This is a genomic window from Ezakiella sp., from assembly GCF_034180565.1.
In the GTDB taxonomy this organism is placed as follows: Bacteria; Bacillota; Clostridia; order Tissierellales; family Peptoniphilaceae; genus Ezakiella.
The window spans coordinates 43,154-60,118 of record NZ_JAXFOB010000031.1 but is presented as its reverse complement, the minus strand read 5'-3'; the positions used below and the strand labels follow the sequence as shown (position 1 = coordinate 60,118).

The 16,965-nt window shown below is 38.4% G+C and carries 18 protein-coding genes; 13 read left to right on the top strand and 5 right to left on the bottom strand.

Annotated features, from left to right (window positions below; translation table 11 throughout):
• A partial coding sequence (locus tag SPI61_RS07060) for a HAMP domain-containing sensor histidine kinase (RefSeq protein ID WP_321137420.1) occupies positions 1 to 651 on the bottom strand: 651 nt, incomplete at its 3' end.
• Positions 639 to 1,292 (bottom strand): response regulator transcription factor, encoded by a 654-nt coding sequence (locus SPI61_RS07055; protein WP_321137419.1) that lies wholly within the window; start codon positions 1,290 to 1,292, stop codon positions 639 to 641. The genes SPI61_RS07055 and SPI61_RS07060, both read right to left, overlap by 13 nt.
• 372 nt (positions 1,293 to 1,664) lie before the next feature.
• Between SPI61_RS07055 and SPI61_RS07050 the strand changes: the two genes are divergently transcribed.
• A complete protein-coding gene (locus tag SPI61_RS07050; protein ID WP_321137418.1) occupies positions 1,665 to 2,096 on the top strand; it encodes a GNAT family N-acetyltransferase in 432 nt (143 codons plus the stop codon).
• 84 nt (positions 2,097 to 2,180) lie between these two features.
• Here SPI61_RS07050 and SPI61_RS07045 read toward each other — a convergent pair whose 3' ends face one another.
• Positions 2,181 to 2,954 carry a ZIP family metal transporter gene (locus SPI61_RS07045; RefSeq protein ID WP_321137417.1) on the bottom strand — a complete coding sequence of 258 codons (774 nt, stop codon included), beginning with the start codon at positions 2,952 to 2,954 and terminating at the stop codon, positions 2,181 to 2,183.
• Positions 2,955 to 3,081: 127 nt separating this feature from the next.
• On the opposite strand from SPI61_RS07045, the gene SPI61_RS07040 reads away from it, so the two are divergent.
• From SPI61_RS07040 to SPI61_RS07005, 8 genes are all read left to right on the top strand, one after another.
• Complete coding sequence (locus SPI61_RS07040; protein ID WP_321137416.1) at positions 3,082 to 4,227, top strand: double-cubane-cluster-containing anaerobic reductase; 1,146 nt, start codon at positions 3,082 to 3,084, stop codon at positions 4,225 to 4,227.
• A 174-nt stretch (positions 4,228 to 4,401) separates the two neighbouring features.
• A complete protein-coding gene (locus SPI61_RS07035; protein ID WP_321137415.1) occupies positions 4,402 to 4,785 on the top strand; it encodes a helix-turn-helix transcriptional regulator in 384 nt (127 codons plus the stop codon).
• A complete protein-coding gene (locus tag SPI61_RS07030; protein WP_321137414.1) occupies positions 4,786 to 5,361 on the top strand; it encodes an ImmA/IrrE family metallo-endopeptidase in 576 nt (191 codons plus the stop codon).
• Positions 5,362 to 5,546: 185 nt separating this feature from the next.
• Positions 5,547 to 6,779 (top strand): putative DNA modification/repair radical SAM protein, encoded by a 1,233-nt coding sequence (locus SPI61_RS07025; protein ID WP_321137413.1) that lies wholly within the window; start codon positions 5,547 to 5,549, stop codon positions 6,777 to 6,779.
• A complete protein-coding gene (locus SPI61_RS07020) occupies positions 6,757 to 7,494 on the top strand; it encodes a TIGR03915 family putative DNA repair protein (RefSeq protein WP_321137412.1) in 738 nt (245 codons plus the stop codon). Before SPI61_RS07025 ends, SPI61_RS07020 begins: the two co-directional genes overlap by 23 nt.
• A gap of 52 nt (positions 7,495 to 7,546) precedes the next feature.
• Positions 7,547 to 8,164 (top strand): copper amine oxidase N-terminal domain-containing protein, encoded by a 618-nt coding sequence (locus SPI61_RS07015; protein ID WP_321137411.1) that lies wholly within the window; start codon positions 7,547 to 7,549, stop codon positions 8,162 to 8,164.
• Positions 8,165 to 8,207: 43 nt separating this feature from the next.
• Positions 8,208 to 8,453: a hypothetical protein gene (locus SPI61_RS07010; protein ID WP_321137410.1), complete on the top strand. Its 246-nt coding sequence runs from the start codon at positions 8,208 to 8,210 to the stop codon at positions 8,451 to 8,453.
• Between the two features lie 76 nt (positions 8,454 to 8,529).
• A complete protein-coding gene (locus tag SPI61_RS07005) occupies positions 8,530 to 8,967 on the top strand; it encodes a hypothetical protein (protein WP_321137409.1) in 438 nt (145 codons plus the stop codon).
• A 1,137-nt stretch (positions 8,968 to 10,104) separates the two neighbouring features.
• Here SPI61_RS07005 and SPI61_RS07000 read toward each other — a convergent pair.
• A complete protein-coding gene (locus SPI61_RS07000) occupies positions 10,105 to 10,950 on the bottom strand; it encodes a DNA-3-methyladenine glycosylase family protein (RefSeq protein WP_321137408.1) in 846 nt (281 codons plus the stop codon).
• 6 nt (positions 10,951 to 10,956) lie between these two features.
• A complete protein-coding gene (locus SPI61_RS06995; RefSeq protein WP_321137407.1) occupies positions 10,957 to 11,628 on the bottom strand; it encodes a redox-sensing transcriptional repressor Rex in 672 nt (223 codons plus the stop codon).
• A gap of 110 nt (positions 11,629 to 11,738) precedes the next feature.
• Between SPI61_RS06995 and abc-f the strand changes: the two genes are divergently transcribed.
• The 4 genes from abc-f (at position 11,739) to SPI61_RS06975 (ending at position 16,954) form a co-directional block, all read left to right on the top strand.
• Positions 11,739 to 13,628, top strand: coding sequence for a ribosomal protection-like ABC-F family protein (abc-f, locus tag SPI61_RS06990; protein WP_321137406.1), 1,890 nt, complete (start codon positions 11,739 to 11,741; stop codon positions 13,626 to 13,628).
• Position 13,629: 1 nt separating this feature from the next.
• Positions 13,630 to 14,298, top strand: a complete 669-nt coding sequence (locus tag SPI61_RS06985) for a cytochrome c biogenesis CcdA family protein (RefSeq protein ID WP_321137405.1) — start codon at positions 13,630 to 13,632, stop codon at positions 14,296 to 14,298.
• Between the two features lie 9 nt (positions 14,299 to 14,307).
• Positions 14,308 to 14,916, top strand: a complete 609-nt coding sequence (locus SPI61_RS06980) for a TlpA disulfide reductase family protein (RefSeq protein WP_321137404.1) — start codon at positions 14,308 to 14,310, stop codon at positions 14,914 to 14,916.
• Positions 14,917 to 15,538: 622 nt separating this feature from the next.
• The gene (locus SPI61_RS06975; RefSeq protein WP_321137403.1) at positions 15,539 to 16,954 is read left to right on the top strand and encodes a CAMP factor family pore-forming toxin; all 1,416 of its coding nucleotides are present in this window, start codon (positions 15,539 to 15,541) and stop codon (positions 16,952 to 16,954) included.
• Positions 16,955 to 16,965 lie beyond the last annotated feature (11 nt).

The window sequence follows — 16,965 nt, the reverse complement described above, 5'->3', positions numbered from 1 at the left end:
GTAAGATTTATAAATTGAAATATTAATAGTAGAACCATTTGGTGAGTATTTTATCGCATTATCTACTAGATTATGAATGGCTTCTTTAAGCCATCTTTCGTCCAATTTAAAAATTAAGTCTTCGTCTTTTAAATTTATGTTTATGTCTTTTTCAGATAATATCACTTTAAATTCTTTCAAAACATCTTCTACTAGGTCTTTTAAATTTGCTTGGTGTTTTTGTAAGGAAATAATATCGGATTCTAATCTAGAAGATTTTACTAGGTTTTGAATTAAAAATTCTAGTTTATTAAGTTCATACTTTATAATTTCAAGATACTCATCTTTCGGATCATCTTCTAAAAGACTAATGTATAAAGAAAGGTTGGTAATGGGTGTCTTGGTTTGGTGTGATATATCTGCTATTAAATCTTTTGTTTTACTTTTTTCTGTATTTATTTTCGCTTCTTTTACTTGGCTGGCATACAAAAACTTAATGAGCTTTGATTTTATTTTAGATAATTCCTTTTCATCAAATTCTGTAATTTCTAAATTTCCATCCAAAGCCTTATCAATATAGTCTGAGAGCTCACTCATTTCATTTCTCAAGACAATATATTTATATAAAATAATTCCAATTATAAGAGCTAAAAGACCTATTAAACATTCCATTTATAACCAACTCCAAAGACTGTTTCTATTGGGTCATAGGGTTTTAATTTATTTCTTATCCTAGAAATATTGACGCTCAATGTATTTTGATCAATAAATTCATCATCTATTCCCCAAACAAAATCAAATAGTAATTCCTTAGTAATAACTTGGGACTTGTTTTTTATCAGATAGTATAAAATTTTTGTCTCTGTCCTTGTAAGATCTATTTTTTTATTGTCTACAAAGAAAGTATTTTCATTGAAATTAAAGTCTAGACCATCTTTCTTGTAAATATTTAAATCACTAGAAACTATTTTTTCAAAAACTCTCTTTATCTTTGCTTCTAGGATTCCTAAAGAAAAAGGTTTTGTTATATAGTCGTCTGCCCCTAAATTTATGGCTGAAATGATATATGCTTCAAGATCTATGGCTGATAAAACTATAATAGGAATTGATGAAGTTTCCCTGGTATATTTTATTATTTCAAGTCCATCTCCATCCGGTAAGTTCATATCAAGTAAAATCAAATCCGCATCATCAATAAAATTTTTAGCTTCACTAATTGTGTTTACAGAAAAAATTTCATAATCTTTATTTAAGGCTATGGAAAGTCCTGTATTTAAATTTTTATCATCTTCAATTATTAGTATATTTTTCATAGTTTCTGCCACCATTAATTAAATTCCATAATTACAAATAGAGTCTCGAATTCTTATGTAAGTTTTCGCTTGTTTCTAAATTCTAACACATCTGATTTATTGCATTTAAAATAATCTTTCATATATTAATTCTTTCCGTAATTTATGAAACAAAAATACTGCAATACATTTAAAATAATCTTCTACTTTATATCATTTTTCTATTTTATTATACCATATTTTACAACCTTATTTCTATTGATTTTTCAAACAGTATTATTTCTATCTTTATATAATAAAATCATTATATTATAAAAAGGATAGCGAAGGAAATAAAATTTATTTATGATATAATTGATTTATAAAATACCAGTTGTTTTAAAAGGAGAAGATATGATTAGACTCGAGTCTGTTTGTGAAGAAAATTTTAATCAGGTGATAGATTTAAAGCGGGGTACGGATGTGGCGGATTTTGTCGATGAGCCAATCTATTCGCTTGCAGAGGCGTTTTTGTACAAGGAGTCGAGCGAGTGTTTTGCAATATGTAAAGGAGATTCGGTCATCGGTTTTGTTTCGATTTATTTCGGCGAGGAGAATTGCCAGATTATAAATTTTTTAGTCGACAAGGATTTTCGAGGTCGCGGTTACGGGAGCGAGGCGGCAAGGCTCTCCATCGATTATTTCAAAGAGAATTTTTCGGCGAAGAGAATTTCTCTTCCGGTTCACGAGGAGAATGTCGAAGCGCAAAAGTTTTGGGAGAGACTCGGCTTTAAAAAGTCGGAAACAAAAGAGGACGGATATGTTTTTATGAGACTCTATCTTTAAACTCCATAACGTAAAAAATAAAACCGATGGAATGCATCGGTTTTTGGTTACATATTTGTTTCATGTGTATTTGATTTTTAAATACTATCCAAGGAGCACGTCAAGTATCATCATGACGATAAATCCGACGATTATTCCGTAGGTGGATTCTCTTTCAAATCCGTTGGCGTGTGTTGTCGGGATGATTTCGTCGCTTATGACGAAGAGCATTGCGCCGCCGGCGAGTGCAAGTATGAAAGGGAGGAGCGGCTCGAAAACTTTTACGAGTCCGTATCCCATGATTGCACCGAGCGGTTCTACAAGTCCCGTCAAAAATGCGACCATGAATGAGAATTTTACCGAATAGTTTTCGCGCGCAAGTGCCAGCGCGACGGCAAGACCTTCCGGCATGTTTTGAATACCGATGCCGAGGGCGAGTGTGAGTCCGTCGGCGATGTTGTTTGTGCCGAAGCCGACACCCGTTGCCATTCCTTCCGGGAAGTTGTGGATGGTTATTGCGATTACGAACAGCCAAATTTGTTTAAGCGATTTAGAGCTTCCGCCTTCGCGCCTCTTGTCGATCAAGTGTTCGTGCGGAGAGAATTTGTCGATAAGGTCAATTAAAATCGCACCGAAAAGTATGCCGCCTGATGTGACCATGACGGCTTTAAAGTCTCCACCGCCGTATTCGATGGACGGCATTATTAATGAAAATGCGGTCGCCGCAAGCATTATGCCCGCTGCAAATCCAAGCATTACGTCAAGCAGTTTTTGCGAAACGTTTTTTGTAAGAAATATCGGAAGCGCACCGATCCCTGTCATAATTCCGGGAAGAATGAGTCCCAATATCAATATAATATCTTTATCTATTCCAAACATAATATACCTCTCTGTCAATTATAATATAGGGAAATCCTATTGTCAAACGATTGTTTGGTTGATATATAAATTGCAAATTGTTATAATATATGTAAATTAATTTATAAAAAATATAAGAGGTGTTTAGATGATAGATTTAAAAAAGAATTTGCCTGAAATTTTTGAAGATTTCAGCGAAAAGAGAAGGGCAGCTTTTTTGGAAGTAAAGAAGATTAAGGACGAAAATATTCCGGTTGTCGGAGTTTTCTGTACATTTTTCCCGCAAGAACTCGCTCTTGCTGTCGGCGGAACATGCGTTTCGCTCTGCTCGACGAGCGACGAAACGATTGGAGACGCGGAAAGAGATTTGCCGAAGAATTTATGTCCATTAATCAAGTCGAGCTACGGCTTTGCTATAACAAACAAATGCCCGTTCTTTTATTTTTCGGACATTGTAATCGGCGAAACCACTTGCGACGGTAAAAAGAAGATGTACGAACTTTTGGGTCGCCACAAACCGGTTCATGTTATGGAACTTCCTAACAGAAATTCCGAAATGGGCATGAAGATGTGGAAAGAAGAAATTCTAAAATGTAAAGAAGTGCTCGAAGAAATGTTTGACCACAAAATTACCGACGAAGAGATCAGACATGCCATCAAGGTTAAAAACGCCGAAAGAAGTGCAGCAAAAGATTTTTATGAAATAATGAAAGCGGATGAGCTTCCTATGATGGGTCTCGACATGTGGCACGTGCTCCACGGACTCACATTCAGCTTCGACAAAGAAGCAATTCCGGGCGAAATAAAAGCTTTGAAGGAAAAAGTTTTGAGCGAAAACAAACACATAACCGGAAGAAAGAGAATTTTGATTACGGGCTGTCCGATTGGCGGCGCAACTGAAAAGGTCATCGAATCCGTTGAAAACAACGGCGGAATTGCGGTTGCATTTGAAAACTGCGGCGGTGCAAAAGCGATTGACGAAAACGTCGACGAAACAAATCCGGACCCATATGATGCGCTCGCAAGAAAATATCTAAACATCGGATGCGCATGCATAACGCCGAACACAAATCGTATAAATCTTTTGGACAGAATGATCGACGAATACAAAGTCGACGGAGTCATCGACATGCATCTTCAAACTTGCACGCCGTACCAAGTCGAAGGCACGACTATCAGAGATTTCTGCAAAGAGCAAAAAAATGTTCCGTACATCGCAGTTGAAACAGATTACGGTCAAAGCGACAAGGGACAACTTAACACAAGAATTGCAGCATTTATCGAAATGCTTTAGAATTTTTAGCCGAAGGGAAACCTTCGGTTTTTTATTTTAAAAATTTATGAACTTTAAAATTTCTTTTTTGCAATATATTGCATTTTTAATTCAACCATGTTATAATATACGTAGTTGAATTGCCGAAAATTATTATATAAATTCATATATAATAAAATCATAAGGAGGAATTTTATGTTTAGCGAAAAAGTAAGAAGACTTAGAGAAGAGTTGGGTTGGACACAACAAAAGCTCGCTGACGAGCTTGGCTGCTCACTGAGAACGATTTCGTCCTACGAAAGAGAAAACAAAAGACCAAGACACAGAAGAACCTATTCAAAGCTCGCCGAAATTTTCGGAGTTGATGTGAACTATCTTTTGACCGACGAAGACGAATTTGTTTTGCGCGCAACCCAAGAGTTCGGCGCTGAAGGAAGACAAGAAGCAAATGCGCTTATAAGAAGCGTTATTGGACTTTTTGCCGGCGGCGCGATGTCTCTTGAAGACAAAAAAGCTGCACTTGATGCGATTGAAGAAGCATATTATATGGCAAAATCTGAAATGGACAAAGAAAAATAGATGCAAAAAAGTAGGATGATTTATGAGGACGTGAATGCTCTCATAGAACAAGAAGGCACCCGCGATCCTCATGACATCTTGATTTCAAGAAAAGTTACAGTGTTGCCGTTTCGAATGGACACAAATATTCTCGGCATGTACACCGACGTGGTCGGGAAGAAATTTGTTTTCTACAACAGACGTCTCGACGAAACGATGAAGCGCATGGTGCTTGCGCACGAGCTCGGGCACAACTTCTACCACTACGACTATGCGGACCTTTCGACCGCCGAGAGCATGTCGAAAAAAAGCAACGAAGAGCTTGAAGCGAACATCTTTGCGGCACATCTTCTGATAAAAACCGAGGACATTTTGTCGCTTTATGAGGAGGGCTACGACGTGAATGAAATCGCAAGCTTTCTTTATGTGAGACCTGAGCTTTGCAATATTAAACTGAATGAACTTCAAAAAATGGGCTACAAAATTGCCGGAAATTTTTCGATTCAATCAGATTTTTTCAAGAACATCAAGGGAATGGACGAAGAGAATTGGGACAGCGAGTTTGTGCATGAGGACCCGGATTTTTTCGATTTCTAAATTAAATATGATATAAAAATAAGCCGCCTGTATACATATTCATTGTGTATGGGCTTTTTGTGGAGGAGAAAATGGAGAGAAAAGTTTTAGGATAGATGAGGAAATTGACATACAAATTTTAGAAAATCGATTTTATAGATTACATATATACAATTGATTTTTAAAATCGAGCAGGAGGTGGTCGTATGGATGTGATGGAGAAGCTGAAGATTTTAACGGATTCGGCGAAGTATGATGTTTCGTGTTCGTCTTCGAATTCGAGGAGAAAAAATACAAAAGACGGTATCGGCAATGCTTCCGTTGCCGGCGTTTGTCACAGCTGGAGCGAGGATGGGAGATGTATTTCGCTTTTGAAGATTCTTCTGTCGAACAAGTGTGTTTACGACTGCGAGTATTGCATCAACAGGCGCACCTCCGATGTGCCGCGTGCGGAGTTTACACCGCAGGAAGTGGCGGATTTAACGATAAATTTTTACAGGCGAAATTATATAGAGGGGCTTTTTCTTTCGTCGGCGGTCACTATTAGTCCCGACCATACGATGGAGATGCTTATTCGAACGGCGGAGATTTTGCGAAATGATTATAAGTTTAACGGCTATATTCACATGAAGGCGATTCCGGGGGCGTCGGACGAGCTTGTAAGACGTCTCGGGCTTTTGATTGACCGTGTGAGCGTTAATATTGAGCTTCCGACGGAGAAAGGACTGAGCGTTTTGGCGCCGTCAAAGACTTATCATTCGATTTATCTTCCGATGAATGATATAAAGACGGGGATTCTTGAAAATCGCGAGGACAGAAAGAAGTTTAAGAAGGCACCGGTGTTTGCACCGGCGGGTCAGACGACCCAGATGATTATCGGGGCGTTAAATGAGTCGGACAGGACGATTATGAAACGCGCGACGGGGCTCTACAAGTCGTTTGGGCTCAAACGTGTGTATTATTCGGGGTATGTGCCGGTTGTAAAGAGCAAGTTCACGGAGGGTATTACGAAGCCGCCGCTTTTGAGAGAGCATCGGCTTTATCAGGCGGATTTTTTGATGCGGTTTTACAAGTTTACCGACGATGAGATTTTGTCCGAAACGAATCCGAATTTAAGTTTGACGATTGATCCGAAGGCGAATTGGGCGATAAATAATATTTCGCTTTTTCCGCTCGAGATAAATCGTGCGAGTTATGAGGAGCTTCTGCGAGTTCCGGGCTTCGGTCCCGTTTATGCAAAGCGAATTATTAACGCAAGGCGTTTTTCGAGACTAACTTTCGACAGTTTGGAGACCATGAAGATTTCCATTAAACGTGCGAAGTATTTTATTACAGCAAACGGCGTTTACAAGGGCGGAAAAATCAGTTCGACGGAGTATTTGAGATATCTTCTCGAGGATAAAAAGGAAGAAAAGTATGAGCAGCTCAGTTTATTTTAAGTATGACGGCACTTTCGAGGGGCTGATGACTGCGATTTTTGAGAGGTACGGTGAGCTCGAGCGTATTCATATTGTGTGCGAAAAAGAGCAGATGAATTTTTTAATGACCGAAAATTTTATAAAGACCGACGAAGAAAAAGCGGAGAGAGTTTTGAGGGGGCTAAAGAATAATTTCGGAGCGGATTTTATAAGGCGTGTTATGTATGTTTTTTCAACGCCTTTTGAGACTAAGGAAGATGTGATTGCGAAAACTGTGAAGGGTATGTTTCTTTACGGCAAGGGTTTTCTTTTCAGCGACAACGAGATACCGACGGAGTTCAGGAGGCTTTCAAAAAGAGTCGGAAGCGAAAATCATTCGTACAAGGGCCTTCTTCGATTTCGTGAGCTTGAGGGCGGAATTTTGTTTTCGGAGTTTAAACCCGAAAATGATATTTTGATGTTTCTTGCGCCGCATTTTATAAGACGCCTTCCGAAAGAAAAGTTTGTCATTGCGGACACTGCACGAAAAAAATGTGTATTTTATTCGGACGGACAGGCGGAACTTATGGAAATCGAGTCGCTTTCTTTGAAAGATTCGGATGCGGAGGAATTTTTCAAAGAGGCATGGAAAAAATTTTATAAATCTGTCGCAATTGATGAGAGAAGAAATGAAAAGCTTATGATTTCAAATATGCCGAAGCGCTATTGGGAGTTTCTTCCGGAGAGGGAAGAGTAATTTGACAGTTTTTTCAAATTTTTATATAATGTAAATGAATAGGAGGGAAAATATGAAATTTTATAGATTATTAACTCTATTTTTGATAGTTATGGCGCCAATCACGGCGTTTGCACACGGCGGAGATGAGCCGATTATAAATGAAGAAAATCATTCCGACCATGACGATGATACTCATTCGGGACATGTGGTGGAGGAAGATTTGAAACCTGAGGAAGGACACGACCCGTTTGCAGATTTTAAAGAACATCAACTTATTCATGTTTTTGCGATTTTTAAAATCGGAGAACCGGGATACAAGATGGTTAGAGCGGGCATGGAATCCGTATATGAATCGGACACCGTTCCATATATAAAAAATGACAGGACAATGCTTCCTCTAAGAACTGTTGCGGAAGTGCTTGATATGGAAGTGACATTCGACAATTCGACAAGGACTGCTAAGTTTGTAAAACCTGAGGAATACGAAATCGACGTAAACATCGACACAGGAGATGTCAAAGTTGACGGGAAAGAAGCCGAAAATATTAAAGATTTCATTGACAACAAAGACGGAAGACTCTACATTTCCATCACAAAAATCAATGATTTTATAAAAGAAACAAGTGAAGAACCGCTCAAGATTGAGTGGGATAATGAAACGAAAGAGGTTTATGTCCATCTTTCATAAAACCGTCGATTGACGGTTTTTATTTTGCGAGAGGAGTGTGACTATGGAAAAACTTGTTAAAGTTTGTGAATTTATGAAGGACGACCCATCGCACTATGACTATGCGGAATATCTGGGAGAATTAGACGGTTATAGTGTTTATATGCCTGTTTTCAACGACAGAGATGCGCACATCGGATTTCCGAGATATATTTTTATGAATGACGATGAAATAAGATGGGCGGAAAATGAAGAAATCGAAGAAGTTATTATTACTTTTATTGACACGGAAGATGAGGATGAAGATTAATGCTTAGAGTTGACAGTTTGTATTATAATTTGCTGTTTTTGAACAGATACTTGTAAAGTTGCCGGGGGAGGTTAGTATGGATTTAGAAGATGTATTAGGTGGTAAAATCGTAATTTTGGACAAAAGCGTGCTCACGGCTCCGGGCATCGATGAATTTATCGACAAAACTAGAGAGGATATGGTCGAGCTCGACCAAAAATATTATATAACTCGTGAAACTTACAAAGAACTCGAAAGTGAGGAACTTTCGGGCGACCCGGATGCGGGAGATGCGATAAACTTGGTTGAAGACCTCTTGAATCAAAATATGATCGAGGTCATAATTCCGAAAAACAAAGAGGGCGTCGTGAAACTCACGGAAATCAGCCAGATACGCCCGGTCCTCTTTGTCTCTCTCGACAAAAAAACCGCACTAAATCTTGAAATGGTGAACCGTATGAAATCCTATACGGGCAAACCGATTCAGGTTATGGGGATTAATAAAAAGGGAGAGTTTTTAAACTACGGAAAATAAAATTAATTTGCGGTTATTTTCGCGATAAACACTTGATTCAATATTTTAGTCGTTGCGACGTATTTATCAATACGCCTCACTCCTAAAATATTTCGCACGGAATTATTCTTGCTAAAATGGCGACTAACTTGCTTTTCAGAAGTTCCCAACCTGCGACGTATTTACCAATACGCCTCGGTTGGTCGCTTCTTCCAAAGCGGCGTTATTCATCCATTTTAGCGAAGAATGTGGTGTGACAAAATACCTTGGGAACAATGCGTCTCCAAGGTATTTTTTTATAGATGTGAGTGCGCTCTGTTGTAACGGCGCATTATATTGCGCCGCCCATTTTTGTGTTTCCGGAATATGTATTATCACCAACAACGCTGTGCAAATGAAATATAAAACCAAAAACCGTTTATAATTTCATCCATTCTTATGTGTTCCAAAAACATCTCCGCTCATTCTCCATCTTGGCGGCGATACACCTTTTTATCTCATCTCACGACGAAATCAAAGATTTCTGTTCGATGGATAAAAAAACCGGTCGCCGCTACGTATTGTGTATACGTATTTCTACAAAGATTATTAAAATTACATTCATAACGATGTTTTTGTTTTCGCAATTGTATATGCATGTGTACGCTTTTGTAGCGGGATGGCATACGTTGTGACGTAAGGAACAACGATGTCCTGCCGCCCATTTTTGTGTTTACGGAATATGTATTATCACCAACAACGTTGTGTTTATAAAATATCGAAACAAAAATTATTATAATTTATAAAATCACATATCAATGTGTGTTTTCAAAATTTTTTCTATACGTCTTCCATCTTGGCGGCGATACACCTTTTTATCTCATCTCACGACGAAATCAAAGATTTCTGTTCGATGGATAAAAAACCGGTCGCCGCTACGTACGGCGCATGCATATTTGCATATTAATTATCACCTTAACATTCATATAATTATTCTATTATACAATTTTATGTGTATATGTGCGTATCTGTAGCACTCAGTTATGCCGTGCGTTGAATTTGGAACCCCACCAACAACGCTGATGATATAAAATATAGAGCCCACACCCCAAATTCAAATCTCCACCTCAATCCCCGCCGCAAATATTCCCACAAAAAAACCACCCTCACGGGGTGGCTCTATTTATCTTTTCGTCTTATATGGTAGAAGTAGAGCTGTTGTGCAAGGCCGGCGAGTTCTCCGAATTCTTCGGCGCCTTTTGTTGCCATGCGCACGCGATTTTTTTCGTTTTTGTCGAATCGTTCGTGAAAAACTTTTTCCATCCATGTGTCGAGCGGAAAAACATCGCGCTTGTTAAAACCGAAGAGGAGTATGCAGTCCGCAACTTTCGGACCCACTCCTTTAAGTGTGAGGAGTTTTTTTCGGGCGAGCGGGGTTTCGAGTTCCGCAACTTCTCTGAGAAAGTTCGGATTTTCACTCAAAAAATTTGACGTGTGGTAGAGATAGCTGTCTCTGTAGCCGGCGCCCATTTCTTTGAAGTCTTCACTCGAAAGCGTGCTTATCGCTTTTGCGTTTGGAAATGCAAAGTATTCTCCATATTCGTCAAGGTGTTTCTCCCCGACGCGTTCGGTCAAGGCTCTTGTAATTTTCTTTATTCGTTTTATGTTGTTGTTTTGGCTTATTATGAATGTGAATATGATTTCTTCGGCATCTTGGTTCAAAATTCTTATGCCATTTGAAAAAGAGAGCACATCTTCAGGAAATCCAAGTTCATAAAGTTTTTTGAAGTCCTCTTCGTAGTTGTGGGAAAGGTCGAAATAATTTTTGAATATTTCGAGGCTCTCCTCGTCGGGGACTCTAAAAAGAATTTTATTTTCACTCGGCAGTTCTTTTACAAATGCTCTCTTTCCTTTTGTGATGATTAAAAAACCATCCTCATATTCACTGTACATAAAAGCCTGACCGCTGTCCAGGATGTCACTCAAGTTGAAGTGTATCGGGCGGTCGACTTTATATTCGTTCATATTCTTTTATTCGTTGTCTTCCGTTTCGTCTTCGCTATATTCCGAGTCGGAGTTCATATCCTTAAGGAAATATCCAAGCGTGTAAAGACTTTCGTTAAGCCACATATTTTCAACTACAACGTTGTTCGGAACTCTCAGCTTTTTCGGTGCAAAGTTCCAGAAGCCGTGTACGCCGTTTTCAACACAGATATTTGTGTATCTTTGTGCGACGTCTTTGTGGATTGTCAAAACTGCAATATCGACTTTATTTTGTGAAAGGAATTCTTCGAGTTCTTGAATATCGCGAACTTCAATTCCTCCTATTTCACGACCGATTTTCGATTCGTCTCTGTCAAATGCAGAGATTATGTGGAATCCTTTTTCACTGAAGTCGGTGTATCTCATAATAGCTTTTCCGAGATTGCCGGCTCCAATAACTATCATTGTTTTTTCTTCGTTTAAACCGAGAATTTTTTCCAAATTTTCCTTTAGATTTTTTACGTTATAACCGTAACCTTGTTGGCCGAAACCTCCGAAACTGTTCAAATCCTGTCTGATTTGACTTGGATTGAAACCTGTGAGCTTACCAAGTTCTTGACTTGAAACACGTGAAATTGTAATTTCAGAGAGTTCGCAGATTGCTCTGTAATATTTAGGTAGTCTTCTAATTATTGCAGGGCTTCTATGTTTCTTTTCCATATAATCACCTCTTAATTAAAGTTTACTACAAAACGAACAATATGTCAAGTCTTTTATCAATATTGCTTGACGAAATCATAAAGAAAGTATAAAATATAATTGGTGATATTATGATTTTAGAGACAAAAAATTTATCCTTTGCATATAATGTTGATGAAGTCTTTAAAGATGTAAATTTTATAGTCAATGAAGGAGACAAAATCGGTCTTATCGGAAACAACGGCTCCGGCAAGTCGACGCTTGTGAAGTGTTTGACGGGGGAGCTCACTCCGAGCGGAAAGGTTATAAAGAAGGATGGAGTTAAAATCTCGATTTTAAAGCAACAGATAACAATCGACAGGAGCATTTCGGTCATGGATATCTGTCTTGAAAAGTACGCCGACGTTATTTCTATGGAGAAGAGGATGCGCGAACTCGAGGGCGATATGACGAAGTATTCGGGCGACGATGAGAAGCTTTCCGAAATTTATAAGGAATACGGCGAGATTCAAGAGAGGTTTGACGAGAAAAACGGCTACGGTTTTATGTCGGAGATAAAGGGTTATCTTTCGATGGTCGGAATCGACGAGGCGTTTTATGATCGCGACGTCATGACTATGAGCGGCGGCGAGAAGGCAAGGCTTGAACTTGCGCTAACTTTTATGGAAAAGGCGGACCTTTTGATTCTCGACGAGCCGACAAACCATATGGACACGCTCATGATTGAGTATCTCGAAAAGTTTATGAAGGATTTCAGGGGTTCAATTATTTTTATTTCGCACGACAGGCTTCTTTTGGAAAATGTTGCGAACAGAATTTTTGAAATTGAAAACGGTGAAGTCCGAGTTTACAATATGCTTTATGACGATTACAGACGCGTTCGAAAGAATGAGCGCGAGGAAGCTATGAGGCATTTTTTGAATTACAAAAAAGAGGAAGAGCGCCAAAAAGAAATTATCAGGCGTTTTAGGAGTTATGCGACAGAAAAGTATCACCGTCTCGCAGACTCGAGAGAGAAGATGTTGAAGCGCTTAAAGGAGGAGAAGGCTCCTATCACCGAGGAAAAGTTTTCTTTCAATTTTAAAGAGCCGTTAAGGACGGGAAACGATGTTTTGACAGTGCTTGATCTCGGAAAGAGTTTCGACGACAGGACTCTTTTTTCAAATTTGAATTTTGAGGTGAAGCTTGGAGACCGCCTTGCGATTATGGGTCCGAACGGAAGCGGAAAGACCACTCTTTTTCGCATGCTTATGGGAAAAGAGGAAGGCGAAGGCGAGTTTCTTTTCGGAACTGGAGTTAAAATCGGCTATTTTAACCAGGAGCTCATTGTAAACGACGAAGAAAACACTCTCGTCGATGAAATTTCCGAGGATTATCCGAAAATGACCATCACGGAGATTCGAACGAAGCTCGGGGCATTTTTGTTTAGAGGCGACGATGTGTTTAAAGAGATGGGCGACCTCTCCGGCGGTGAAAGGGCAAGAGTTTCGCTTTTAAAGCTGATTTTAAGCGGAGCAAATGTGCTTTTCTTGGACGAACCGACAAACCATTTGGACATCGATTCAAAGGAAGTGTTGGAGTCGGCGCTTGACGAGTTTAAGGGCACAATAATTTTTATTTCGCACGACAGATTTTTCATAAGAAAACTTGCGACAAAGGTGCTCGATTTGACACACGGAAAGCAAAAGTTCTTCGACGGGGACTACGACTATTATATTTCACGTGTCACGGATATCGGCGAAAAAAAGCCTGAAGAAGTGAATAAAACGCGCGAGAAAAAAGAGCAAAAGAAGGAAAGGGAAAAAATTCGCGAAAGCCAAAAGCTTAAACGCGATATAAATAATATAGAAAAGAAAATTGACGAGCTCGAACTCGAAATCGAGGAAATCGACAAAATTCTATCCGACCCGAAGATATATGATGAGCCGGACAAGGCGATTTCTCTCGGGCAAAAGAGGACGGACTTGAAGGAAAAGGTCGATCGCTTGATGGAAGAGTGGGAAGAGCTTCACGAGGTGTAGTATGGAAGATGTAAATTTACTCACGGGCTTCACGGCGGGCCTTTTATCTTTTTTGACGCCGTGCGTGTTGCCGATGGTGCCGGTATATCTTATGTATCTTACCGGCTCGTTTAAAATGGACAATCTTAAAGAAGACAGATGGAAAACTTTTTCAAGAAGTCTTTCGTTTGTCTTAGGATTTACGATTGTATTCGTGCTTTTAGGACTTTCGGCGACGGCGCTTGGAAAATTTTTGATAAAGAATAAAGCGCTTTTAAGAAAAATCGGTGCAGTTATGGTTGTGGTCTTCGGACTTATAATGACCAAAATCATAAGTTTTAAAAAATTAAAGAGGAGAAACTATCTGAAGCTCCAAGACGGATTTTTCGGCTTGGTGCTTATGGGAATGGCGTTTTCAATAGGTTGGAGCCCGTGCTTCGGTCCGGTTGTCGGAATGATTCTTTCTATTGCGGCACAAAAGGACACGCTTCTAAAAGGGGCGGCGCTTTTGTTTGCGTATTCGCTCGGACTCGGCATCCCGTTTATCATTTCGGGATTTTTCGCCGGCGCAATCAGAAACTATTTCAACAAACACACGCTTAATATGGATTTGATAAATAAAATCACGGGATATGTGATGATAATTTTCGGAATACTCATGTATTTTGATTTGTTTAGATATTTAAGATAAGGAGAAAGTATGAAAAAAAGATTATTATTAATAGCGCTCATTGCATCTTTTATGCTCGGGTGCAAAAATGACGTTAAAAAAGTTGAGGACAATAAAAATGAAGTCGCGACTGAAGCGGAGTCGGAGGAATTTGATGAGCATATAAAAATGACAGATGCAATTCTTTCGGAAAAACACGAAGAGAGAACATTCGGTGATGAACTCAAAAAAGGTGCGCCGGCAGTCGACATAAAGGTTGTGGACTTAAACGGAAACGAGGCGACACTAAACGATATTTTAAGCGGCGACGAACTAACGCAGATCGATTTTTTTCAAACGACTTGCAAATTTTGCATTCAAGCAATGCCGGACCTTGTCGAACTCGACAAAAGGGACGACGTTCGAGTGGTCCTCGTTGACGTCGGCGAATCGGTTGAAACCGTAAAAGAGTTTATGAAAAAACAAGAAATCGCACTCCCGGTTGTTGTTGACGAGTCGGGCGAAATCGCGCAAAAATATTTTATAAGCGGTTTTCCGACGTCTGTATTTATCGACAAAGACGGCATTTTAAAGGGCGGCGTTGTCGGGTACAGAGCTATGGACGATATGATTGAAGTTATTGAGGATATGAATAAATAGAATTTTCACGCAAATAATTTGATTCTTTTTTAGATTTAAAATTTAATATTGAATCTTATTTATTTTAAAAATTTTATATTTTTTATTTTATAAAAGTATTTTTTGTTGTACAAAAGTTTTTAAATATAAGTTACTGATTATGGTCAAGTTATTATCTCGTTTGTATGTATTGATTAATAATATATAATTCGAGCAAACAGCTTGACTTTTTTTATTGTCTACAATAAATGTTTAGCAAGCTATAAAACTCTTATATAATTGATATTAAAAAAGATTGAAATAAAAATTATTTAATTTTAATGAATTTGAATAATTTTGAAACTTTTAAAAATAATTACATTTTATATCATTTGACAGACAATATATCAAAGATAAAAATATAATAAAAAAATAGTTAAAAAATATTTAAAATATTAAGAAAAAATTTACAAAAAGTGTTGACTTTAGTTTAAAATGATTTTATAATACATAGTAAGGAAATGTATACATTTCCAAAGGAGTATTTGAAATCGTTTAAACTTTAGGCTTAATATATGGATTTCGAATATTTAGAAGGCAACTTAAGATTTACTCGCGCCCCAGGAAAAGATTTTAGGGTTGCCGATTTTTTAGGAGGTATTTTATGAAAATCAAAAAATCAGTTGCTTTGTTGCTAGCTTTTTTGATGGTATTTGCTTATGTACCGTCTTTAGTAAACGTTAAAGCAGCAAGCGAATCAGAACTAATTGAAAGCGATTACAATCCTTACACAAAACTCTCCGAAGCTGAAGCTTTAAAGGGCGGGATTGAAGTAAACAGACCGGGAAAACCGCTCGGAATGAAAAATGTTCCGTTGATGTCAGCAGCTCATTCAGATTTTAAAGAATTGGCTCAACTAAACGAATATGATATGCCGGGTGGAGCACTAAGATTCAACGAACAAACAATTTATGACTTGGATTCAATCGTTCCAAGAATTAAATTGATCGGCGTTGTTATCAACTTCATTCACAGATGCAGCACAGAATTGATTTACAGAAATCAATACACACACCAAACTGCAGCAAGAGAAGCCGGAATGGCAATTTTAGTAGCTTTAAATCCGTTCAACTCAGTTGACGACGTTGAAGTTGCATGCCAAAGAATAATTGATTTGTTCGAACAAATGAAGAACGATTTAGCAACTTATCCTGAATTAACAGCAGACGATAATGCTACAGTTCACATTAAGAGAATTTTCAACAAAGACGTTAGAGAAGCTAGAATTTTACAAAACAATTTCTTGGATGTTACATCAGGAATTTACGGCGTAAAAGGAAAGGCTCAATCAGTACAAAATTCTTACAGAACAGAAATCGATTCTATCCAAAGATCTATCAGAGGAACTGTTACAGTTGGTTTTGTTGTTGAAGCTGACAACAAATTGAAAGCTGCAGCAACATCTGCAATTTTAACACCGGAAGTATCACCGGCTCCAACATGGATCAGAAACACAATCCAACCTGAATACAGAGAATTTGACAGAATGGTAAGAAGCTTAAACAGATATTTACCGAGAACTGAAATTAACAGACTTCAAAACAAAATCAGATCAGCCAAATCAGAAATGAACATGAGAGGCGCTACTTATAAGAGCATCGCTGAAGGTGTTTTCGAAGTAAGAGAACTTTTTGACGAAATGAGAAATAACTATCAAAAAGCTTTTGCTGATGCAGGAATTGTTAGAGAAGACAGACCTACAGATGTTGAACCGATGAGAATTTCATGGTACAATTTTGAAGTTCCGAAGGAAGACGTAGACCCGGCTATTATGGCTAAACTACACTGGATTAACAATCCTACTTTCGATTTCAGTCCTAGCGGATTTGAACCAAGTCCAACACCGGGCGTAATCGTTGGTTATGCTTTGGGAAGACCTGTTTATGGAACTTATGAAGAATGGATGGAAAAACGCAGAGCTCTAAGAGACGTTGAAGATGTAACCGAACCTGATTGGAGCGATGAAGAACCTACAGATCCAATCGATGACGGTGGAATCGAAATAGACTTTGGTTTTTAACTTTTAGGGGG

Bases quoted from the DNA above. Each gene is read 5' to 3' on its own strand.
- SPI61_RS07055 (WP_321137419.1), bottom strand. From the start codon at position 1,292: ATGAAAAATATACTAATAATTGAAGATGATAAAAATTTAAATACAGGA.
- SPI61_RS07050 (WP_321137418.1), top strand. From the start codon at position 1,665: ATGATTAGACTCGAGTCTGTTTGTGAAGAAAATTTTAATCAGGTGATA.
- SPI61_RS07045 (WP_321137417.1), bottom strand. From the start codon at position 2,954: ATGTTTGGAATAGATAAAGATATTATATTGATATTGGGACTCATTCTT.
- SPI61_RS07040 (WP_321137416.1), top strand. From the start codon at position 3,082: ATGATAGATTTAAAAAAGAATTTGCCTGAAATTTTTGAAGATTTCAGC.
- SPI61_RS07035 (WP_321137415.1), top strand. From the start codon at position 4,402: ATGTTTAGCGAAAAAGTAAGAAGACTTAGAGAAGAGTTGGGTTGGACA.
- SPI61_RS07030 (WP_321137414.1), top strand. From the start codon at position 4,786: ATGCAAAAAAGTAGGATGATTTATGAGGACGTGAATGCTCTCATAGAA.
- SPI61_RS07025 (WP_321137413.1), top strand. From the start codon at position 5,547: ATGGATGTGATGGAGAAGCTGAAGATTTTAACGGATTCGGCGAAGTAT.
- SPI61_RS07020 (WP_321137412.1), top strand. From the start codon at position 6,757: ATGAGCAGCTCAGTTTATTTTAAGTATGACGGCACTTTCGAGGGGCTG.
- SPI61_RS07015 (WP_321137411.1), top strand. From the start codon at position 7,547: ATGAAATTTTATAGATTATTAACTCTATTTTTGATAGTTATGGCGCCA.
- SPI61_RS07010 (WP_321137410.1), top strand. From the start codon at position 8,208: ATGGAAAAACTTGTTAAAGTTTGTGAATTTATGAAGGACGACCCATCG.
- SPI61_RS07005 (WP_321137409.1), top strand. From the start codon at position 8,530: ATGGATTTAGAAGATGTATTAGGTGGTAAAATCGTAATTTTGGACAAA.
- SPI61_RS07000 (WP_321137408.1), bottom strand. From the start codon at position 10,950: ATGAACGAATATAAAGTCGACCGCCCGATACACTTCAACTTGAGTGAC.
- SPI61_RS06995 (WP_321137407.1), bottom strand. From the start codon at position 11,628: ATGGAAAAGAAACATAGAAGCCCTGCAATAATTAGAAGACTACCTAAA.
- abc-f (WP_321137406.1), top strand. From the start codon at position 11,739: ATGATTTTAGAGACAAAAAATTTATCCTTTGCATATAATGTTGATGAA.
- SPI61_RS06985 (WP_321137405.1), top strand. From the start codon at position 13,630: ATGGAAGATGTAAATTTACTCACGGGCTTCACGGCGGGCCTTTTATCT.
- SPI61_RS06980 (WP_321137404.1), top strand. From the start codon at position 14,308: ATGAAAAAAAGATTATTATTAATAGCGCTCATTGCATCTTTTATGCTC.
- SPI61_RS06975 (WP_321137403.1), top strand. From the start codon at position 15,539: ATGAAAATCAAAAAATCAGTTGCTTTGTTGCTAGCTTTTTTGATGGTA.